The sequence below is a fragment of the Streptococcus macedonicus ACA-DC 198 genome, assembly GCA_000283635.1.
Taxonomy (GTDB): domain Bacteria; phylum Bacillota; class Bacilli; order Lactobacillales; family Streptococcaceae; genus Streptococcus; species Streptococcus macedonicus.
In genome coordinates this window covers 1,012,102-1,029,178 of record HE613569.1, presented here as the reverse complement: position 1 = coordinate 1,029,178, position 17,077 = coordinate 1,012,102, and the positions used below count along the sequence as shown (strand labels likewise).

15 protein-coding genes and 1 pseudogene are annotated in these 17,077 nt (G+C 37.1%); 11 read left to right on the top strand and 5 right to left on the bottom strand.

Translation table 11 applies throughout. The features are described from left to right. The first annotated feature begins 1 nt into the window (after window position 1). From SMA_RS05215 to SMA_RS05200, 4 genes are all read left to right on the top strand, one after another. Window positions 2–748 carry a class A sortase gene (locus SMA_RS05215; RefSeq protein ID WP_014294568.1) on the top strand — a complete coding sequence of 249 codons (747 nt, stop codon included), beginning with the start codon at window positions 2–4 and terminating at the stop codon, window positions 746–748. 57 nt (window positions 749–805) lie between these two features. Then, window positions 806–1,219, top strand: a complete 414-nt coding sequence (gene gloA2, locus SMA_RS05210) for an SMU1112c/YaeR family gloxylase I-like metalloprotein (RefSeq protein WP_014294567.1) — start codon at window positions 806–808, stop codon at window positions 1,217–1,219. Window positions 1,220–1,306: 87 nt separating this feature from the next. Next, the gene (locus SMA_RS05205) at window positions 1,307–2,275 is read left to right on the top strand and encodes a DUF1002 domain-containing protein (RefSeq protein ID WP_039670830.1); all 969 of its coding nucleotides are present in this window, start codon (window positions 1,307–1,309) and stop codon (window positions 2,273–2,275) included. A gap of 172 nt (window positions 2,276–2,447) precedes the next feature. Further along, window positions 2,448–3,707: an NRAMP family divalent metal transporter gene (locus tag SMA_RS05200; RefSeq protein WP_014294565.1), complete on the top strand. Its 1,260-nt coding sequence runs from the start codon at window positions 2,448–2,450 to the stop codon at window positions 3,705–3,707. A 181-nt stretch (window positions 3,708–3,888) separates the two neighbouring features. Here SMA_RS05200 and SMA_RS05195 read toward each other — a convergent pair whose 3' ends face one another. The 4 genes from SMA_RS05195 to SMA_RS05180 form a co-directional block, all read right to left on the bottom strand. Continuing rightward, window positions 3,889–5,604, bottom strand: coding sequence for a phospho-sugar mutase (locus SMA_RS05195; protein WP_014294564.1), 1,716 nt, complete (start codon window positions 5,602–5,604; stop codon window positions 3,889–3,891). Between the two features lie 242 nt (window positions 5,605–5,846). After that, window positions 5,847–6,419, bottom strand: a complete 573-nt coding sequence (locus SMA_RS05190; protein ID WP_014294563.1) for an ECF transporter S component — start codon at window positions 6,417–6,419, stop codon at window positions 5,847–5,849. 111 nt (window positions 6,420–6,530) lie between these two features. Then, the gene (gene coaC, locus SMA_RS05185) at window positions 6,531–7,076 is read right to left on the bottom strand and encodes a phosphopantothenoylcysteine decarboxylase (RefSeq protein WP_014294562.1); all 546 of its coding nucleotides are present in this window, start codon (window positions 7,074–7,076) and stop codon (window positions 6,531–6,533) included. After that, a complete protein-coding gene (locus SMA_RS05180) occupies window positions 7,069–7,755 on the bottom strand; it encodes a phosphopantothenate--cysteine ligase (protein WP_014294561.1) in 687 nt (228 codons plus the stop codon). The genes coaC and SMA_RS05180 overlap by 8 nt, the downstream gene beginning before the upstream one ends. Window positions 7,756–7,882: 127 nt before the next feature. Here SMA_RS05180 and SMA_RS12050 point away from each other — a divergent pair. From SMA_RS12050 to dapA, 5 genes and pseudogenes are all read left to right on the top strand, one after another. Next, window positions 7,883–8,162: pseudogene (locus tag SMA_RS12050) on the top strand (GtrA family protein); the annotation flags it as partial. Between the two features lie 133 nt (window positions 8,163–8,295). Then, a complete protein-coding gene (locus SMA_RS05175) occupies window positions 8,296–9,966 on the top strand; it encodes a formate--tetrahydrofolate ligase (RefSeq protein ID WP_014294559.1) in 1,671 nt (556 codons plus the stop codon). 109 nt (window positions 9,967–10,075) lie between these two features. Next, window positions 10,076–11,668: a cardiolipin synthase gene (cls, locus tag SMA_RS05170; RefSeq protein ID WP_180267101.1), complete on the top strand. Its 1,593-nt coding sequence runs from the start codon at window positions 10,076–10,078 to the stop codon at window positions 11,666–11,668. A 346-nt stretch (window positions 11,669–12,014) separates the two neighbouring features. Then, window positions 12,015–13,091 carry an aspartate-semialdehyde dehydrogenase gene (locus SMA_RS05165; protein ID WP_014294557.1) on the top strand — a complete coding sequence of 359 codons (1,077 nt, stop codon included), beginning with the start codon at window positions 12,015–12,017 and terminating at the stop codon, window positions 13,089–13,091. A gap of 102 nt (window positions 13,092–13,193) precedes the next feature. Further along, window positions 13,194–14,129, top strand: coding sequence for a 4-hydroxy-tetrahydrodipicolinate synthase (gene dapA, locus SMA_RS05160; protein ID WP_014294556.1), 936 nt, complete (start codon window positions 13,194–13,196; stop codon window positions 14,127–14,129). 80 nt (window positions 14,130–14,209) lie between these two features. Here dapA and SMA_RS05155 read toward each other — a convergent pair whose 3' ends face one another. Then, the gene (locus SMA_RS05155; RefSeq protein ID WP_014294555.1) at window positions 14,210–15,469 is read right to left on the bottom strand and encodes an aminotransferase-like domain-containing protein; all 1,260 of its coding nucleotides are present in this window, start codon (window positions 15,467–15,469) and stop codon (window positions 14,210–14,212) included. A gap of 125 nt (window positions 15,470–15,594) precedes the next feature. Here SMA_RS05155 and SMA_RS05150 point away from each other — a divergent pair, with 125 nt between their 5' ends. Continuing rightward, the gene (locus SMA_RS05150; protein ID WP_014294554.1) at window positions 15,595–16,455 is read left to right on the top strand and encodes a pyridoxamine kinase; all 861 of its coding nucleotides are present in this window, start codon (window positions 15,595–15,597) and stop codon (window positions 16,453–16,455) included. Further along, window positions 16,452–17,006: an ECF transporter S component gene (locus SMA_RS05145; RefSeq protein WP_014294553.1), complete on the top strand. Its 555-nt coding sequence runs from the start codon at window positions 16,452–16,454 to the stop codon at window positions 17,004–17,006. The genes SMA_RS05150 and SMA_RS05145 overlap by 4 nt, the downstream gene beginning before the upstream one ends. Window positions 17,007–17,077 lie beyond the last annotated feature (71 nt).

Genomic DNA, 17,077 nt, shown 5'->3' with positions numbered 1-17,077 from the left:
TATGGTAAAAAAAGAGAAAAAAACACATCGTTTTTGGAACACTCTTAGATTGTTTTTATCTTTGCTTTTATTGATTGTTGGTATAGCTTTGATTTTTCACAAATCTATTTGTAATTTTTTGATTGGTCAAGAGTCAAATCATTATCAAATCACTAAAGTTTCTAAGAAGAAAATCAAGGAAAATGAGAGTGCTGATGTTATTTATGATTTTTCATCAGTAGAACCTGTTTCCATTCAATCTGTTTTAAAAGCTCAGGTAAATAGTGCTAATCTGCCCGTTATTGGTGGCATAGCAGTGCCAGATGTTGGTATTAATTTGCCAATTTTTAAAGGACTAGGAAATACAGAATTATCCTATGGAGCTGGAACAATGAAAGAAAACCAAGTCATGGGTGGTGAAAATAACTATGCTCTAGCTAGTCATCACGTGTTTGGTTTGGTTGGTTCTTCCAAAATGCTTTTTTCTCCTCTAGAAAACGCAAAAGTGGGAATGAAAATTTATTTAACAGATAAATCAACTATTTACACTTATGTGATTACAGAGATTGAATCAGTTACCCCAGATCGCTCAGATGTTATTAATGATACTCCTGGACAATCTCAAGTGACGCTTGTTACCTGCATGGACCAAGACGCAACTGAACGTATTGTCGTTAAAGGAAATCTTGAATCTTCCGTAGCTTATAACGAGGCATCAGATGATATTCTTGAAGCATTTGAGTATTCCTATAATCAAATGACATTTTAAGGTAAAAGCTGGGACAACCCCCGCTTTTATTTCTTGTTAAGGAGAAAGGAGAAAATAATGAAATTAAATGCAGTTCACCATGTCGCACTCATTGTTTCTGACTATGAAAAATCACGTGATTTTTACGTCAATAAATTAGGTTTTGAAATTATTCGTGAAAATCATAGACTAGAGCGCCACGATTACAAACTTGATTTAAAATGTGGAATGATTGAATTAGAGATTTTCGGAAATAAGCTCAGCGATCCAGATTATGTTGCACCGCCAAAACGCATTGGGCAACCTGAGTATCATATGGAGGCTTGTGGGCTACGTCATTTGGCTTTTTACGTCAATGATGTTGATGCTTACAAAGCTGAATTGGAAAGCATGGGAATTTATGTTCAGCCTGTGCGCTATGATGATTACACAGGTGAAAAAATGACTTTCTTTTTCGACCCAGATGGTCTGCCACTAGAATTACATGAGTAGTTTAGCAGGAGATAAAACAGTTTTTTTCAGACTGAATTCTCAATAAATGGTATAATAGGGTCTCTAAGAGAAGGGAAAATGATTAAGATGAAATTTAAAAAGACATTGATGGCTTGTGCTTTAGCAGTTTTATCTATTGTCACTGTTAAAAGCGTCCAAGCGTCAAGTAACTCTGTTCAGGATGTCATTGATGAAACTTATGTTCAACCTGACTATGTTTTAGGATACTCTTTGTCAGACGACCAGCGCACACAAACGTTGGCTTTGTTAGGTTATGACAGTTCAACGGATACAAGCGTTAAGACTATTACTACAAGTGCCTATGCTAATATTATGAACGTCGCGGATGATCCTAGTTTACAATTGTATTCATCTGTGAAAATTCAAAAATTAGGTTCTTCAGAGACTTTGACAGTTAATATTGTCACACCGGATAATATTACAAAAGTTACCGAAGATATGTATCGAAATGCAGCCGTTACACTAGGTATTGAGCACGCAGCTATTACAGTAGCTTCACCAATCACTGTTACAGGTGAGTCAGCGTTAGCTGGGATTTATTATTCTTTAGAAGAAAATGGTGCTGATGTTTCTGATGAAAGTAAAGAATTAGCTCAAGAAGAATTAGAAGCTCTATCGACTATCAACTCTGAGAATCAAGGAACAGACGGTTATGATGCTGACAAGTTGAACGTTGCCTTAACCGACATTAAATCAGCCGTTGCAGATGCTGGTGATGGCGTTTCAAAAGAAGATGTTCGTAAAATCGTTGAAGAAACCCTTGATAATTATAAGCTAAAAGATGTTTTGTCAAGTGAGCAAATCACCTTGATTGTTAACTTTGCTTTTAACCTTTCAAAATCAAGTATCATTGATAGCAGTAGTTTTAAATCAACACTTGCTTCTTTGAAAGATAGCATTGTTTCAAATGCAAGTTCAACATTTAAAGGAATTAATCTTAATTTTGATGCCACAGACGCTTTGGAATCAAGTAAAGGCTTCCTAGCAAATATTTGGCAAGCAATTGTTAATTTCTTTAAAAATCTATTTAACTAAGTTGTAAATTTATGATTTTCCTCGCTTTGAAAAGCGGGGATTTTTAATGTTCATTTTTTTAAACTTTTTCCTAAAATAAGGTTGACTTTCTGATAGGCAAGTTGTAAAATAAGGTTTACGCAATTCAGAATTATCTGAATATTGAAAAGTTTATTTAGAAAGAGGTCATTTTATGACTGAAAATATAGAACAACAATCGAATTGGCGAACTAAGCTAAAAGCTCTTGGTCCAGGTATCTTGATGGCCTCTGCCGCGGTTGGCGGCTCACATATTGTATCTTCTACTCAAGCAGGAGCTATCTATGGCTGGCAATTAGCGCTAGTGATTCTTCTCATCAATATTTTCAAGTACCCATTTTTCCGTTTTGGGTCACAATATACCATGGAAAATGACAAGAGTTTGATTGAAGGATATGCTGAAAAAGGTAAAGGTTGGTTAGCGATTTTCTTTGTTTTGAATATTTTCTCAGCTATCGTTAACACAGCAGGGGTTGGTATTCTTTGTGCAGCTATTCTTTACAACATTTTTCCAAATGGATTTGGGCTAAGCATTTCTCAATTAACAACAATTATCATCGTGATTATTTGGGCAATGTTGTTGATTGGTGGTTACAAATTTCTTGATTCGTTAGCAAAATGGGTCATGACAGCCTTGACAATTGCGACTGTTGTAGCTGTGGTTATTGCTCTATTTAAACACTCTGAATACGCACCAAATTTTGAAGCTCCTACGCCTTGGCGTATGGCAGCTCTGCCATTTATTGTATCATTGATGGGTTGGATGCCTTGTCCGATTGAAATTTCAGCAATCAGCTCAATGTGGTCTGTCGAAAAGCGCAAACAAGTCAAAATGTCAGAAGCAGATGCTATTTTTGATTTCAATACTGGTTATATCGGAACAGCCATTTTAGCCCTCATTTTCTGTGCTTTGGGTACCCTTATTCAATTTGGTTCAGGTGAAGAAGTGCAAAGCGCTTCAGCAGCTTACATTGCTCAATTTGTCAATATGTACGCTTCTGTTCTTGGCGAATGGTCTCGTTTCTTAATTACGCTTATTGCTTTCCTATGTATTTTCGGAACGGTTATCACAGTTATTGACGGGTATTCACGTGCGAATAACGAAGCGCTCCGTCTACTTCTTGACAAAAAGGAAGCTTCTCAAAAAACACTTTATGGTTGGATGACATTGACAGCAGTTATTGGATTGGTCATTGTTTATCTTTTTGCTGGTAATGTTGCAACAATGCTTCGTTTTGCAATGATTGCATCATTCATCACAACGCCATTCTTCGCTTATCTTAATTATTCATTAGTAAATAACAAAGAACATCAAGTTAAACCTTGGCTTAAAAGGTTATCAATCATTGGTCTTGTTTATCTATTTGGTTTCGCTTTATTCTTTATCATCGCATGGCTAACTGGTAACATCTAATCTTGGTTCTTTGGCTATTTATATATTTAGGCACCTCATGATTATGAGGTGTTTTTGTTTTCATAAATATAATTATGTAACTAAGTTCTTTTAAATCTTTTTACTTTAAAATGAATATAGTTAGAAAGTAAAAACAACCCCCTCAGGAGAAGGAGTCGTTTTGATATTAGTCAACCAAGAATTATTTAATGAAATCGTTGATTTCTTTTTCGATATTAGCAATTTTAGCTTCTGCATCAGCTAAATCTTTACCAACTGTAGCGATATAGAATTTGATTTTTGGTTCAGTACCTGAAGGGCGAACCGCAATCCAAGAATCGTCTGCAAGTGTGTATTTCAATACATTGCTTGGTGGAGTTGTCAATTTTTCAATGCCGTTTGCACTTGTAACTGTTTGAGCCAAGAAGTCTTCCGTTTTTACAATGTCAGTTGTGTTGAATTGTGCAGGAGCGTTGTCACGGAACTTATCCATGATTTTCTTGATTTCAGCAGCTCCATCAACACCGCTAAGCGTAACTGAGATTGTTTTTTCTGCGAAGTATCCGTATTCTTTGTAGATTTCTTCAATACCGTCAGCTAATGTCAAACCACGTGAGCGATAGTAAGCTGCGATTTCAGCAACGATAAGAACAGCTTGAATGGCATCTTTATCGCGTACGAATGGTTTAATGAGGTAACCGAAGCTTTCTTCGAAACCAAACATGTAAGTATGATTATGTTTTTCTTCAAATTCTTGAATTTTTTCAGCGATAAATTTGAAACCAGTCAAGACATTAAACATTGTAGCGCCGTAGCTTTCAGCGATTTTTGTTACTAATTCAGTTGAAACGATTGATTTTGCCAAAGCCGCATTTTCTGGAAGAGTTCCAGCAGTTTTGTGAGCCTCAAGAATGTATTTAGCGATGATAGCACCGATTTGGTTACCAGAAAGGTTACGGTATGAACCGTCTGCTTGACGAATTTCAACACCGAGACGATCAGCGTCTGGGTCAGTTGCGACAAGAACGTCAGCGTCAATTTTGCGACCAAGTTCTTCAGCAAGAGCAAAAGCTTCTTGGTTTTCTGGGTTTGGAGATTTTACAGTAGAGAAATCTGGGTCTGGAACAGCTTGAGCTTCAACAACTTGAACTGAATCAAAACTAGCTTGAGCAAGTGCGCGACGAGCAAGCATTTCACCAGTACCATGAAGTGGTGTGTAAACAATCTTCATGTCTTTACCGTACTCATCAATCAATTTTTGGTTGATGTTTACATCTTTAACTTCTTTAAGGTATTCAGCATCGACAGCTTCACCGATAACTTCGATAAGACCAGAAGTCTTGCTTTCTTCAAGGTCAGCCAATTCGATAGCAAATGGATCTTCGATAGCACGGATAAAGTCAGTCAAAGCATCAGCGTCAGCTGGTGGCATTTGTCCACCGTCTTCACCATAAACTTTGTAACCGTTAAATGAAGATGGATTATGACTGGCAGTTACCATGATACCTGCAAATGTGCCAAGATAACGAACTGCAAATGATAGTTCTGGTGTTGGACGAAGTGATTCAAAGACATAAGCTTTAATACCATGTTTTGCTAAAACTTGAGCAGATTCAAATGCGAATTCTGGTGAGAAGTGGCGAGAATCGTAAGCAATCGCAACACCACGTTTTTTAACGTCTTCACCTTTGGTTTCAATGAGTTTTGCCAAACCTTCAGTTGCTTGGCGGACAACATAGATGTTAATGCGGTTAGTACCAGCACCAATGATACCACGCATACCTGCAGTACCAAACTCAAGGTTTGTGTAGAAGGCGTCTTCTTTGGTCTTCTCATCCATGGCTACTAATTCTTCGCGGAGATAGTCAGGCAGTTCCGCAAAGTCAAGCCATTTTTGATAGTTTTCAGTGTAAGTCATAATGGAGCTCCTTTTCTCTGTTCTTCTAAACGCTTTCATTATACCACTTTGTAAAAGATTTTTCTAGTCCTAATTTGAGATAAGTAAATATATTGATATATAAGGGTTTTGAGGGATTTTTTCGAAGATTACGCAAACGGTTGTTTAACCCTTGAAAACACTCACTTTTTTGTGAAAAAACTTGAAAATTTTACTAGCTTTAAGTAAAAAATCATAAGCTTTTTAGCTCATGATTTTCAACGTTAATTTTTAATTTTTTGTAAACTTGGAACAAGTGCAAGTGTTAAAATGGCAGAAATAATCATTTCAGCGATAGCATTTGTTCCAAAAACAACAGCAAGCAGAGCTTGGATATTTCCGTTATAAACGTTTGAGAAAAGTAGGAAAATGCCTCCTAAAACGAAAATGGTATTTGTCATCGAACCAATCGCACCAGCGATAACGAGTCCAGTTCTATTATGTAACCATTTATAAACAAAATAAGGTGTTATACCGATTAGAATACGTGGAACAAGAGCAATGATTAGCGAAGCAAAATTCCCGTTTTCAACAAATGGAGAAAAGAGATAACTTGTTGGTAACAATGTCAGAGTGTTTACGGTAACACTCATAATCCCCATTAATCCACCTAGGATAGCACCAATTCGTGGTCCATAGATAATAGAAGCGATAATAACTGGAACATGCACAAGCGTAGGCTTGATTGGAACAGGCCAAAGGTTAAATACTAAGCTTGTTAGAAAATTTATCACAAGCATAATAGCAAAGAAGATAGCAATAATAGCAACATTGGTTGCTGCTTTATTTTTTTTCATAATTCCTCCTAAATGGAATGAAAAAATGTAGCATCTGGAATTTTTAGTTTTCCAAATGCCCAATTCATTATACAAATTTACAACTGTCTCGACAAGTATCGATTTTGATTTTTAATTCTCAATGGTGTCTTGAATTTTTTGAATGATAGCGTCTAATTCAGCAAGAGCACCACGTCCAACATCACCGCAGGCAAGCATACTTGAACGCGGTTCAATTTCTTGATAACCGACTTCTTGCAAGATTTGTAAATTGCGTTGCATTAACGGATTGTCATACATCTTGGTATTCATAGCTGGCGCAATTAATTTTGGAGTACCTGTCGGCAAAGCTAGCGCAGTTGCTGTGACAATATTATCTGCGATACCATGAGCTAATTTAGCAATTGTATTAGCAGAAGAAGGAGCAACTACGAATAAGTCGGCTTGTTTTGCTAGTTCAATATGATTAACAACTTTTGGGTCATCTTCTTTCATAACATCAAGATGAACAGGATTTTTTGATAAAACTTGTAATGTTAGTGGCGTTATAAATTGCGTTGCAGCTTCAGTCATTAAAACATGCACTTGATACCCTAATTTGGTTAACTGATTGCTTAAATCAGCTGCTTTATAGGCAGAAATGCTCCCTGAAACAGCCAGTACGATTGTTTTAGTCATGATTTGTCACCTTTTCAAAAATTAATTTAGCCAGCTCAGATTTTGTTTTGGCTTCGGTTACGTCGTTTTCACTGAGCAAATAAGCGTGGTGCTGTGTTCCGTTGATTTCATTTAAATCATTGGCGACGATATAGTGTGCTTTATTTTTCTTCAAACTAGTACGCGCCACCGCAAACAATTCATCCTTGCTGACGTTAGCCAACAATTTAAAGCCAATCAGCATGATGTCAGGATTCCATGTTTTGACCAAACTGATAACCTTCGGTGTTTTCTTTAAAAAGAGCACTTGATAGTCTGCCTTAGATGAAATTTTTGATTCGGTATTTTGCTGTGTCAGCAAATCTGAAATATGCTCGGCATTTTCAACCTCATCTAAATCAGTCATATAGACAGGAGTGTAATCAGACACAGCCATGCTATGAATAAAAACGTCATGTGCTTTGACAAGTGGCTCTAAAGTTTCAACCAAACTGTCAACATTTGAGACGATATAGGTTGTCAAATTTGGTTGTTTTTGTGTTTTGACAGCTCCTTTGGTTGTTACTAAAGTTACCTCGTGTCCATTTTCTAAAAATATTTCTGTAATGTATTTTCCTAAACTTCCTGTTGCGTGATTAGTAATACCACGAACAGAATCTATTTTTTCGGTTGTTCCACCAGATGTGATTAAGATTTTCATAGATTTATTGTACAAAAAAACATTTTTTTCGTAAATTGTTTAATACAAAATCAAGAATTAAGTTTTCTTTTAGCTATTTTTCAGAAAATCTTTAGCCAAATTCGATAGGCTTAATTAAGCTTACGTTTTGACTAAAAATCTCTTAATTTCTGTTATTTTAGCGCGGCCTTATCAGTCCAACAACCCAATGCTTACTGAATGCAAATCTTGTTTCCAATCGAAGTAATCCACTTTTGATTTCGATTGTTCGGTATTTCTTATTAGTCGCTGTCATTTTGACTTGTAATTATTTTATGTTAAAAGTTCTGATTAGCATTGGACTTAGTTTAATTCTCTCAAAACTTTTGACCGAGACAATCCTCTTTATCCTAAGTTATCTTGTTCAACGAAAATTTGTTTTCAATTAATTTAAAACTATTTTTCTAAATTTCATAAACATAAAAAACGAACATTAATATTCACTATAAGAAATAACGTGCGTTTTTGAAAAAGTATGTTATAATATTTTTATTAATCATTAAGTAACTAGAGGAGAATCCCGTGAAATCTGATATCGAAATTGCACAAAGTGTCGAACTCAAACCAATCACAGAAGTTGTTGAAAAAGTCGGTATTACATTTGATGATATTGAACTTTATGGTAAATACAAAGCCAAATTATCTTTCGATAAAATCAAATCTGTTCAAGAAAACAAACCAGGTAAATTGGTTCTTGTAACAGCGATTAACCCAACACCAGCAGGTGAAGGAAAATCAACAATGTCAATCGGTCTTGCTGATGCTTTAAATAAAATCGGCAAAAAAACTATGCTTGCTTTGCGTGAACCATCTCTTGGTCCTGTCATGGGAATCAAAGGTGGAGCAGCAGGTGGTGGTTACGCCCAAGTTCTTCCAATGGAAGATATTAATCTCCACTTTACGGGTGATATGCATGCGATTACGACGGCAAACAATGCCCTTTCAGCAATTATCGATAATCACCTTCATCAAGGAAACGAGCTTGGCATTGACCAACGTCGTATTATTTGGAAACGTGTTGTTGACCTCAATGACCGCGCCCTTCGTCATGTCACAATCGGTCTTGGCAGCCCTGTTAACGGTATTCCACGTGAAGACGGCTTTGACATCACTGTTGCCTCAGAAGTCATGGCAATCTTGTGCTTAGCAACTGATATCAACGATTTGAAAGAACGTTTGGCAAATATCGTGGTTGCTTACCGTTATGACCGTACACCAGTTTACGTTCGTGACCTTAAAGTCGAAGGTGCTTTGACACTTATCCTTAAAGATGCTATCAAACCAAACCTTGTGCAAACGATCTACGGAACACCAGCTTTTGTTCATGGCGGACCATTTGCCAACATTGCTCATGGTTGTAACTCAGTTCTTGCAACAGCAACAGCGCTTCGCTTAGCTGATTACACAATCACAGAAGCAGGGTTTGGTGCTGACCTTGGTGCTGAAAAATTCCTTGATATCAAAACACCAAATCTTCCAACAACACCAGATGCGGTTGTTATTGTTGCTACAATTCGTGCCCTTAAAATGCATGGTGGCGTAGCTAAAACAGATCTTGGTGAAGAAAATGTTGAAGCGGTTCGCACTGGATTTGCTAACCTTAAACGTCACGTTAAAAATGTTCGTAAATTTGGCGTACCAGCAGTCGTAGCAATCAATGAATTTGTCGCAGATACTGAAGCTGAAATTGCTGCGCTTAAAGAACTTTGCGCTGAAATCGACGTTCCAGTAGAACTTGCTAGCGTTTGGGCAAATGGTGCTGATGGCGGTATCGACCTTGCCAATGCTGTTGTTAATGCTGTTGAAAATGGTAATGCCGATTATAAACGCCTTTATTCAGACGAAGATTCTCTTGAAGAAAAAGTTACTAAGATTGTGACTGAAATCTATGGCGGTGACAAAGTTATCTTTGGCAAGAAAGCCAAAACACAATTGAAACAATTTGCCCAATTCGGCTGGGATAAATTGCCAGTTTGTATGGCTAAAACACAATACAGCTTCTCTGATAACCAAGCACTCCTCGGAGCACCAGAAGACTTTGATATCACAATCCGCGAATTTGTACCAAAAACTGGTGCAGGCTTCATTGTCGCTCTCACAGGTGATGTGATGACAATGCCTGGTTTACCTAAAAAACCAGCTGCACTTAACATGGACGTTGCTGAAGACGGTACAGCTATCGGATTATTCTAAAATCAACATAGTCAAAAAGTCAACCTCGGTTGGCTTTTTTTAGTTATGGTATTTCAATAGGAAAATGAGGTGGAAAATATGATATAATGGTTAACAAGAACAGATGAACATGGAGGTTATGATTATCGAAAATAAAAACAAAGATAAAGCTATGCGCTTGTTGGACAAGAGCCGACGTAGTTTTCTTCGAGGGATTTTTAGTCGAACAACCGTTATTTCTGTTCTCTTGATACTGCAACTATTTTTCTTGATAGCTTCCTTTGCTTGGCTTAATCAATACCGCATTTGGATGGAAATTATCGAGCGTGCTTTGGCTATTACAGCTGTTCTGTATTTGGTAAATAGTGAAATGGATGCTCTCTCGCGCGTCACATGGCTGATTTTGGTTATGATTGCGCCATTATTGGGGTCACTTTTTCTCATTTACACCAAAATCGACTGGGGCTATCGTGGACTCATGCAACAAATGAACAAATTGGTTGATAGCAGTGCTAAATATTTGCCAGACAATCAAGAGATTTTGAAAGTTTTAAAAGGTAACACATCGACGACCTATCATTTGGTACAATATTTTCACCGCAGCCGTGGAAATTTCCCAGCTTATCAAAATACAGAGGTCACTTATTTTCCGGTTGGCGAAGCTTTTTTTGAAGAATTAAAAAAACAGCTACTTAAAGCCGAAAAGTACATTTTTATGGAATTTTTCATCATCGCTGAAGGACTTATGTGGGGGGAAATTCTTAGTATTCTCGAGCAAAAAGTGAAAGAAGGCGTTGAAGTTCGTGTTCTTTATGACGGCATGGTTGAATTTTCAACCTTGTCTTTTGACTACAAACAACGTTTGAAAAAACTAGGAATTCAAGCCAAGGTATTTTCACCGATTTCACCATTTATCTCGACTTATTATAATTACCGTGACCACCGAAAAATCATTGTTATCGACGGTAAAGTTGGCTTCACAGGTGGCGTGAATTTGGCAGATGAATACATTAATAAATTAGAACGTTTTGGTCATTGGAAAGATACTGCAATCATGCTTGAGGGCGAAGCTGTTAACAGTTTTGTCGTGCTTTTCTTGCAAATGTGGTCTGTAACCGAAAAAGAATTGGTTATTGAACCTTATCTAGTTGAACATGATAAGTCAAGGCGTGCCAACGGCTATGTCATTCCTTATGGGGATTCTCCTTTGGATACCGATAAAGTAGGAGAAAATGTTTATATCGACATCCTCAACCACGCTAGAGATTACGTTTATATCATGACACCTTACCTAATTTTAGATAGTGAAATGGAGCATGCTATCTGCTTTGCGGCTGAACGTGGTGTAGATGTCCGAATTATTATGCCAGGAATTCCTGACAAACCAATTCCATATGCTCTAGCTAAGACTTATTTCAGCAAACTCATGCGCTCTGGTGTTAAAATTTACCTTTATAAACCAGGTTTTGTTCATGCTAAAGTCTTTATTAGCGATGATAGCAAGGCTGTTGTTGGGACAATTAACCTTGATTACCGTAGTTTGTATCACCATTTTGAATGCGCTACCTATATGTACAAAGTTGATGCCATTCCAGATATTTATAAGGACTGTTTGCAAACCCTAAAAGACTGCAAACGCGTTACCCCTGAAATGGTTAACAACCGCCCAGCACACGAAAAACTCATCGGACTCCTTGTCAAAACCATCGCACCGTTGATGTAGTTGATGTAGGAGTAGCTCTTTGCAAATCTTACTATCTGTGATATACTAGTTATATGCGATGAGCCGAATTAACTCAATTTGAGAGTTTATTTGCGCAGAGGAGGTCATTCTAGTTCGACTAGAAACGCAGGAGCGGACTTTGACAATTTGTGTGAACCTTTTTGTCACACTCGTTTGAGTGCCTCGTTTCCCTACTTTTTGGTAGGGATTTTTTTGTTGTCGAAATATTTTTAAAATTAAGTAAAATTCAGTCTTTTCTTTTACTTCAAAAAATTGTATAATGTACCTACTATAATTTCTTAGAAAATTGAGAATAGTACACTATTTTTCAGGAAGAGGTATTGAAATGGGCTATACAGTCGCTGTCGTTGGTGCCACAGGCGCCGTTGGAACTCGCATGATTCAACAATTAGAACAATCAACACTCCCTATTGACAAAGTACGTCTTTTGTCATCTTCACGTTCTGCTGGAAAAGTATTGAAGTATAAGGGACAAGATGTTACTGTTGAATTGACAACCGAAGATTCATTTGAAGGCGTTGATATTGCTCTTTTCTCTGCAGGTGGTTCTGTGTCAGCAAAATTCGCTCCATATGCTGTTAAAGCAGGAGCAGTTGTTGTCGATAACACATCATATTTCCGTCAAAATCCAGATGTGCCACTTATCGTACCTGAAGTCAATGCTCACGCTTTGGATGCTCACAACGGTATCATTGCTTGTCCTAACTGTTCAACTATCCAAATGATGGTTGCTTTGGAACCTGTCCGCCAAAAATGGGGCTTGAGCCGTATTATCGTCTCAACATACCAAGCTGTATCTGGTGCAGGTCAATCAGCTATTAACGAAACTATTCGTGAAATCAAAGAAGTAGTCAATGACGGTGCTGAACCAAAAGATGTTCACGCTGATATTTTGCCATGTGGTGGTGATAAGAAACACTTCCCAATCGCATTTAACGCTCTTGCGCAAATTGATGTCTTTACTGACAATGACTACACTTACGAAGAAATGAAAATGACAAACGAAACGAAGAAAATCATGGAAAAACCAGACCTTCCAGTTTCTGCAACTTGTGTTCGTGTGCCAGTTCTTTTCTCCCATTCCGAATCTGTTTACATCGAAACAAAAGAAGTAGCACCAATTGAAGAAGTTAAAGCGGCAATTGCCGCCTTCCCAGGAGCTGTCCTTGAAGATGATGTTGCTAATCAAGTTTACCCACAAGCTGCTAATGCTGTTGGCAAACGCGAAACATTCGTTGGTCGTATCCGTAAAGACTTAGACGTTGAAAATGGTATCCATATGTGGGTTGTTTCAGACAACCTTCTTAAAGGTGCAGCATGGAATTCTGTTCAAATTGCTGAAACTCTCCATGAACGTGGTCTTGTACACCCAACTAAAGAACTTAAATTTGAACTCAAATAATCATAAATAACTCAAGCCAGTTTCCTAGGAGACTGGTCTTTGAGCATATTTACTGTAAACAAATCCCTAAATCTCACATAATTAACAGAATAGGAGATTACTATGGCTATTGAAGATTTAAGAAATGTAAAAATCATCACTGCGATGATTACCCCATTTAATGCCGACGGATCAATTAATTTTGATGCTCTGCCAAAACTTGTTGAACATTTGCTTGCTCACCACACTGACGGAATCTTGTTAGCGGGAACAACTGCTGAAAGTCCAACACTAACCCATGATGAAGAATTAGAGCTTTTCGCTGCTGTTCAGAAAATCGTTAATGGTCGTGTGCCGTTAATCGCTGGTGTTGGTACAAATGACACACGTGATTCTATCGAATTTGCGCGTGAAGTTGCTGCATTTGGTGGTTTTGCTGCTGGTCTTGCTATTGTTCCTTATTATAACAAACCATCTCAAGAAGGTATGTATCAACATTTTAAAGCAATTGCCGATGCGAGCGAGCTTCCAATTATCATTTATAATATTCCTGGTCGTGTTGTTGTTGAAATGATACCAGAAACCATGTTGCGTTTGGCTGAACACCCAAATATTATTGGTGTGAAAGAATGTACAAGCCTTGCTAATATGGCTTACCTTATCGAGCACAAGCCTGATGATTTCTTGATTTATACAGGTGAGGACGGTGATGCCTTTCATGCGATGAATCTTGGGGCTGACGGTGTTATTTCTGTTGCCTCTCACGTTAACGGTGACGAAATGCACGAAATGCTTACAGCGATTGAAAACAGCGATATTAAAAAAGCAGCAGCTATTCAACGTCAATTCATTCCGAAAGTCAATGCATTATTCTCTTATCCTAGTCCTGCACCAGTCAAAGCGGTGTTAAATTACCTTGGATTTGAAACTGGTCCATTGCGTTTACCATTGGTATCATGCCCACCAGAAGATGCGAAACGCATTATCGACGTTGTCATTGACGGTGATGTTGAAGCTACCAAAGAAACAGTCACAGGCGTTTTACGTCCAGATTATTAATGTAAACATAAAAATCCTCAGAAAGCTAAATTTCTGGGGATTATTTGCATTATTAGAACTTAAATTGTTTACTGAATAAATTATTTTGCAATAATATTTAGCGTTTCTGATAGATGATTATCATTTGAAATTTGGATAAAACGCTTTTGAGGAATTGTCAGATAACTATTTTCTAAATAATTGATTTTATTGGTAAATTTGAGTTCTCCTAAATGTCTATCTTGTGGCAATTCGATCAGAAGGTGCTGGAGCGATGCGCTGTAATGCTGAATATTTGGAAATTGTGAGAGAAGCACGGTTGTTTTAGCAACTTGTTCATGAAAGACCTGACTCAGATAATTCAGATTTTTTTCAAACATGCCACTATCCAAATAGAGAGACAAAGCTTTTTGCATAATGAGATTGGTGTCATAGTCAATCATTTTTTTGTGCTCCAGAAAAGCCTGCATTAATGGCTGAGGCAGCACAATTGTCCCAAGACGCAAAGCTGGAAAAATGGTCATTGAAAATGATTTTAAGTAGATAACATGACCTGACGTATCATAATAATGCAAGGGCAAATCCGTCGATTTCGTGAAATCTCCCATGTAATCATCTTCGATGATGTAAACGTCATATTTTTGAGCTAATTCTACAATTTTTTGCTTTTCAACTGCGGTATAAGATAGCCCGAGTGGGTTTGAAAAACGTGAAATCGTATAGAAAAACTTGATGTCTTGCGTTTTAAATAATCGTTCTAATGTGGTTAAATCAATGCCGTTAAAGTCACGATCAATCGTCTGGTAAGGAAGATTTTGTGAAGACACTAAATCAATCATACGGTGATAAGTCGGCTGTTCTAAGAGAATCGTTGTCTTTTTATTTGGAAATGAAACTTGTGAAAGAATATAAAGCGCTTGTTGGGTTCCTGAAGTGACTAAAATATCGTTTTCCTTAGCATAAATAGCCCCTTTTTCCAAGTAGTTTTTTAAGGATAGAATCAATTCTTGCAATCCTTCTTGTTGATAGTAGTTAAAAAGGTAATTTTCGCGATTAACTAACGTTTCTGTCAAACATGTCGTGAAATCCTCGTACGCCATGTTATTATATTCTGTCAAACTCAAATTAAGTGGCTCTTCTTTTTGACTTTTGCCTTCAAGAACATAATAACCGCTTTTGTTAACAGCATAGATGTAATTTTTAAATTTGAGTTCCAAGAGTGCCCGTTGTGCCGTGTCTTTGCTACAATGATAGCTTTGACTAAGGGTACGAATTGAAGGGATTTTATTTCCTTTTTTTAAGATTCCAGATTCAATTTGTTCTACAATAGCTGTCATGATTTCTTGATATTTACTTGTCATGGACTGTCCCCGTACAGTATTTAATTGTTTCCATTGTATTATAAATTGAATTTTCTTACAATATTTTTAATCTCTTAATCTAAAGATATCGCTATTTTAGAGAAAAGATTAGAAAGTTGCTTTTTATGAAGAATCCTACAAAGTCAGTTATTGTTGCCAATGATATTGTCGGTTTAGGCAAGGTCGCCTTATCAACGGCCTTACCTGTTTTGTCAGCTTGTCAGATTGAGGTCATTCCATTGCCAACAGTGCTTTTATCGTCGCATACAGGTGGTTTTGAAAATATCAGTATTACAGAATTGAATCAAGCGACAACAGGCTTTTTAATCCAGTGGAATACCATAAATTTTTCTGTTGATGGCTTGGTGACTGGTTATTTCAAATCTCAAGAACAATTGCATCAAATAGCAAAATTTGCTAAACAAAGAAAACTGGCACATTTTGTTGACCCTATCATGGCTGACAATGGGCGTTTGTATGCAGGCTATCAGCAAGATTTTGTGACCGTCATGCAGCAATTTTGCCAGAATGCTGATGTCATTACGCCAAACATTACTGAAGCTTGTTTACTAGCAGATGTTCCTTATCTCGGTGAAGATTATACAAGAAAAGATATTGAAGAATTGCTTTTAAGGCTAGAAAAATTTTATAATAAGCACGTGATTTTAACAGGTGTTTCTTTTGAAACAGGGCAAATCGGATTAGCACATTTCAATCAACAAAGCGGCAGCGTCACTTATCATATGTCTAAGGTTTATCCGCATCATTTTTTTGGGACAGGTGATTTATTGTGTGCTGTTTTAGGAGCTGGTTATTTTCATGGCTTATCGTTAGATAAAACAGCAGAAGTAGCGCTTGATTTTATTGATAAAACCTTGCAATTGACTTTAGAGTTGAAACGAGATTTGAAATTAGGACTTTGTTATGAACCTTATTTGTTGGATTTAGCCATTCAAATGAAGCGCTTGAAGGAGGAAAAAGAATGAAACATCTCACTACACGTCAACTTGTCGAATTAAGCTTATATGCGGCTTTAATTTTCATCAGTGTCCAATTTTTGCGTATTCCTCTTGGAACTCAATTTGTCCATTTCGGAAATGCTTTAGTGGTTGTTGCAGTTTTACTTTACGGTTCACGATTAGGTGCATTAGTAGCAGCTATCGGACTAGGTTTATTCGATGTGTTAAATGGATATGCTGCAGAAGTTTGGATTACCATATTAGAGTCTTTAATAGTTTGTCTGGTTCTTCATTTTGTGTTTGAAAAATTAATGCACTCTGATGATAAAACGCGCAATATTATCATTGTTGGGATTGTTGCAGCGATAACAAAAATTATTAGCAACCTTGTCAAATACACGATTATCAATAGCATTGTCGGTGGTCTTCAGTTTCAAGTCGCTTTCATAGCAGCCTTGGTTAAAATCGGTGGCACATTCGGTTCAGCTCTGGTAACGATTATCTCTGTTCCAATTCTCTACCCAATTCTCAAACAAATCTTTTCACATCACGCACAACCCAAAACCATCTCTGAATGATTTTTCAAGCTCTTGAACAAGAGCTTTTTTACTTACTGAGAATCAACGTTTTCATAAAAGAAAGCATTGAT